We start from the raw sequence: 2,687 nt of genomic DNA on the forward strand, positions 1-2,687 counted from the left end.
TCGTAGTGGTAGACGCCGTCGGCCAGGCACACGTACAGCTGGACGCCGAAGAGGCAGCGCGCGGACGCGACCATCCGGTGGTAGGGCCAGGTGCCGTTGGTGTCGAACTCCTGCCGGGAGATGCCGTATCCGTAGCGCAGCAGCGTCGAGAGCGCCCGCTCGTCGAACTCCTCGGTCCGCGTCAGCTCCGCGGGCACCCGGGTCGTCAGCGGGCGGCGGGGCAGGCCGCGGTAGAGCTTGAACTTCAGCGGCTCGTCCGGGTTGCCGTACTCCGACTGCCGGGCCTCCATCGCCTCGGCGAGGTCTTCCAGGGTGACGCGCCAGAACTCCCGGCCGACGCCCTTTCCGGTCGAGTCCTCGCTCATGGGAAGGGATGCGGGTGCGGGTTGCGCACCAGCGGCAGCCGGGGCAGTCCCGTCACCCGCCGGGCCGGGTGTCCGAAGGTCATCGGCACCGACCCCGGTGCTATCACCTTGACGCATGTGAAGCCTCCCGCGGCCTGTTCCGTAGAGGTGGTGTCGACGGCTATGACGTCCATGCCGGCCGCGGCGAACCGCCGTACGGCCTCGTCGAGATCCGCGCCGATGTCCGTGTTGCCGGGCCAGTGCCAGCGGTCGAGCCCTTGCTGCCAGGTCGACTCCGTCGAGTCGTCGAGCAGGAAGGAGTACCGGTCGAACGTCGTCGGGTTCGCGGCGCACAGCAGATGGTCGGCCATCGAGCGGACGTCGTCCGGGCAGTCGGCCAGGTGCTGGGCGCGGTCGCGCCAGTCCGGGTCGAGCGCGAGCAGGCTCACGTACTCGACGGTCTGGCTGAGTTCGTGGAGCGCGGCGAGGATCGCCTCGGCCGGGTTCAGACCGCTGCCGCCGGTCGAGACGGCTTTGGGCCGTTGCCCGGTGCCGGTGGCGTCCTCGGCGAACGTCCAGAATGAGGGAATCCCGTGTTCCCGCGTGGTGTCGAAGATCCGCACCCGGTATCCCCGCCGCCCGATGCGCTCGGCCACGAGCGGAATGCGGCGGTCGGGCACGGCGGCCGGGTCGATCTCGGGCAGCGGCGTCCGCCCGTACCAGGCCGTCAGGAACGCGTCGCGCTCCGCGACTTCGAGGACGCCGTGCAGCACCGCCTCCTCGTAGCAGCCGCCGAGCGCGCAGCCGCTGGAGATCTCGCACGCGAACGCGCGCTCGCCGCCGGGGTTGCCGCCGCCCGGCTTGTGCAGCCGGTAGTAGACGAAGTCCTCGGGTACGAGCACGGGCCGGCCCTGGCCGAACGACCAGCCCCACACCCAGTCGGCCACCGCGTCCTCGGTGAACTCCCGGTACGGGAAGCCCGGGGCGCGGTACCGGTCGGCGGGATACAGCCCGAGCGACCGCGGGTCGACCGCGTCGTCGGCCACCTCCGCGTACCCGGCCCTGACGCTCGTCCGCCTGCTCGTCTCGTACGCGGCCAGCCGCTCCAGCGACTCCGCCACCGCGATGGCCCGCGCCGACGCGAAATCCCGCGTGCGCCCGTACCCGGCGGCCTCCACCGAGACCCCGGGCACCGCCATGACGGCCTCGGTGAACGGGAACGCGTGCTGCGTGTACGACGTGACGGAGGGGATCAGCCCGCTCTGCGCGTCGACATACACGGTGTCCAGCGCGTCCCCGTCCAGCCGCCGGACGCGGCTCGATCCGGGGGACAGCTTCGGCCGCGCCGTACGGGTGATCCGCGCGCCCTGCTCGGTGTCGAGCGGCAGCTCGGAGCATTCGGGGCAGCGGGGATCGGGCAGGTAGCCGTGGCGGGACATGGCCAGGGTGGCGCTGTCCAGTGTCCAGAACCGGTGGGGGGCGGGGGGTACGGGCGGCGGCGCGGCCTGCCCGGGGGCCGATCCGCTCGTGGTCCTGGACTCCGGGCCGGCCGAGCGACCGGCCTGCGGTCCGTACGAGTCCCCGGCCTCAGGCCTGGACGCGGGTCCGGCTTCCGGCGCGGGCGAAGGTCCGGTCCCGGGGCCGTGCGGAGCCCCGGCCTCCGGACCGTACGGCGGCGCGGTCCCCGGCCCGTACAAGCCCCCGGCCGCCGCCAGCGCGGTCACCGTGTCCGCCAGGAAGCTCGGCAGGTCGCCGCCGCGCACCTCGGCCGTCAGCTCCGCGGTGCGTTCGGGCGAGGCGAAAGCCGCCGCGGAGCGCCTGGTGCGCAGGCACTCGGGGCAGCCCGGAGCCCACGGTCCGACGATCAACTGGTGGGGTTCGTGCAGTACTTGAGGCGCTTGGAGTACTTGGAGCGCTTGGCGCGGTTCGGGCGACGCTTCGGGCTGATCAGCCATGGACGACCACGGCTCGCGCCACGAACGGGCACATCCGGGCGACGAGCGGATCGTGGTCGAGCGGTACCGCGACCACCCGGCCGCCCTCGCGCGTCAGCCCCGCCACGGCCGCTTCGAGGGTCACGGACTCCGGCCGCGGGCCGGTCTCCCCGCGTAGATCCGAGGGAAGGTCCGGGACGGGCGCCGGGGCGTAGCCGGGCTGGTCGGCGGCGCGCGACTGGTAGGCGAGGAGCGTGCGCTCCAGCCCCTTCTCCAGCGCGGCGTCGACGTCCAGGTCGCTGACGTAGGCGACGGTGGCGTCCGGGGTGGAGAAAGCGAAGGAGGGCAGCCCGATCAGGGCCGTCAGGTCGTGGACTTCGACGGACTGGTCGACGATCTCCAGGAGCTT

General features: G+C 73.1%; 1 protein-coding gene and 2 pseudogenes. All 3 read right to left on the minus strand.

Annotation, left to right across the window (positions count from 1 at the left end):
• Window positions 1–365: pseudogene (locus ACFU99_RS40160) on the minus strand (hypothetical protein); the annotation flags it as partial.
• On the minus strand, window positions 362–2,299 hold the full coding sequence (locus ACFU99_RS40165) for a TOMM precursor leader peptide-binding protein (protein ID WP_384402672.1): 1,938 nt from the start codon (window positions 2,297–2,299) through the stop codon (window positions 362–364). The pseudogene ACFU99_RS40160 and the gene ACFU99_RS40165, both read right to left, overlap by 4 nt.
• Window positions 2,292–2,687: pseudogene (locus tag ACFU99_RS40170) on the minus strand (hypothetical protein); the annotation flags it as partial. The gene ACFU99_RS40165 and the pseudogene ACFU99_RS40170, both read right to left, overlap by 8 nt.

The organism is Streptomyces sp. NPDC057654 (assembly GCF_042800135.1).
Classification (GTDB): Bacteria; Actinomycetota; Actinomycetes; order Streptomycetales; family Streptomycetaceae; genus Streptomyces.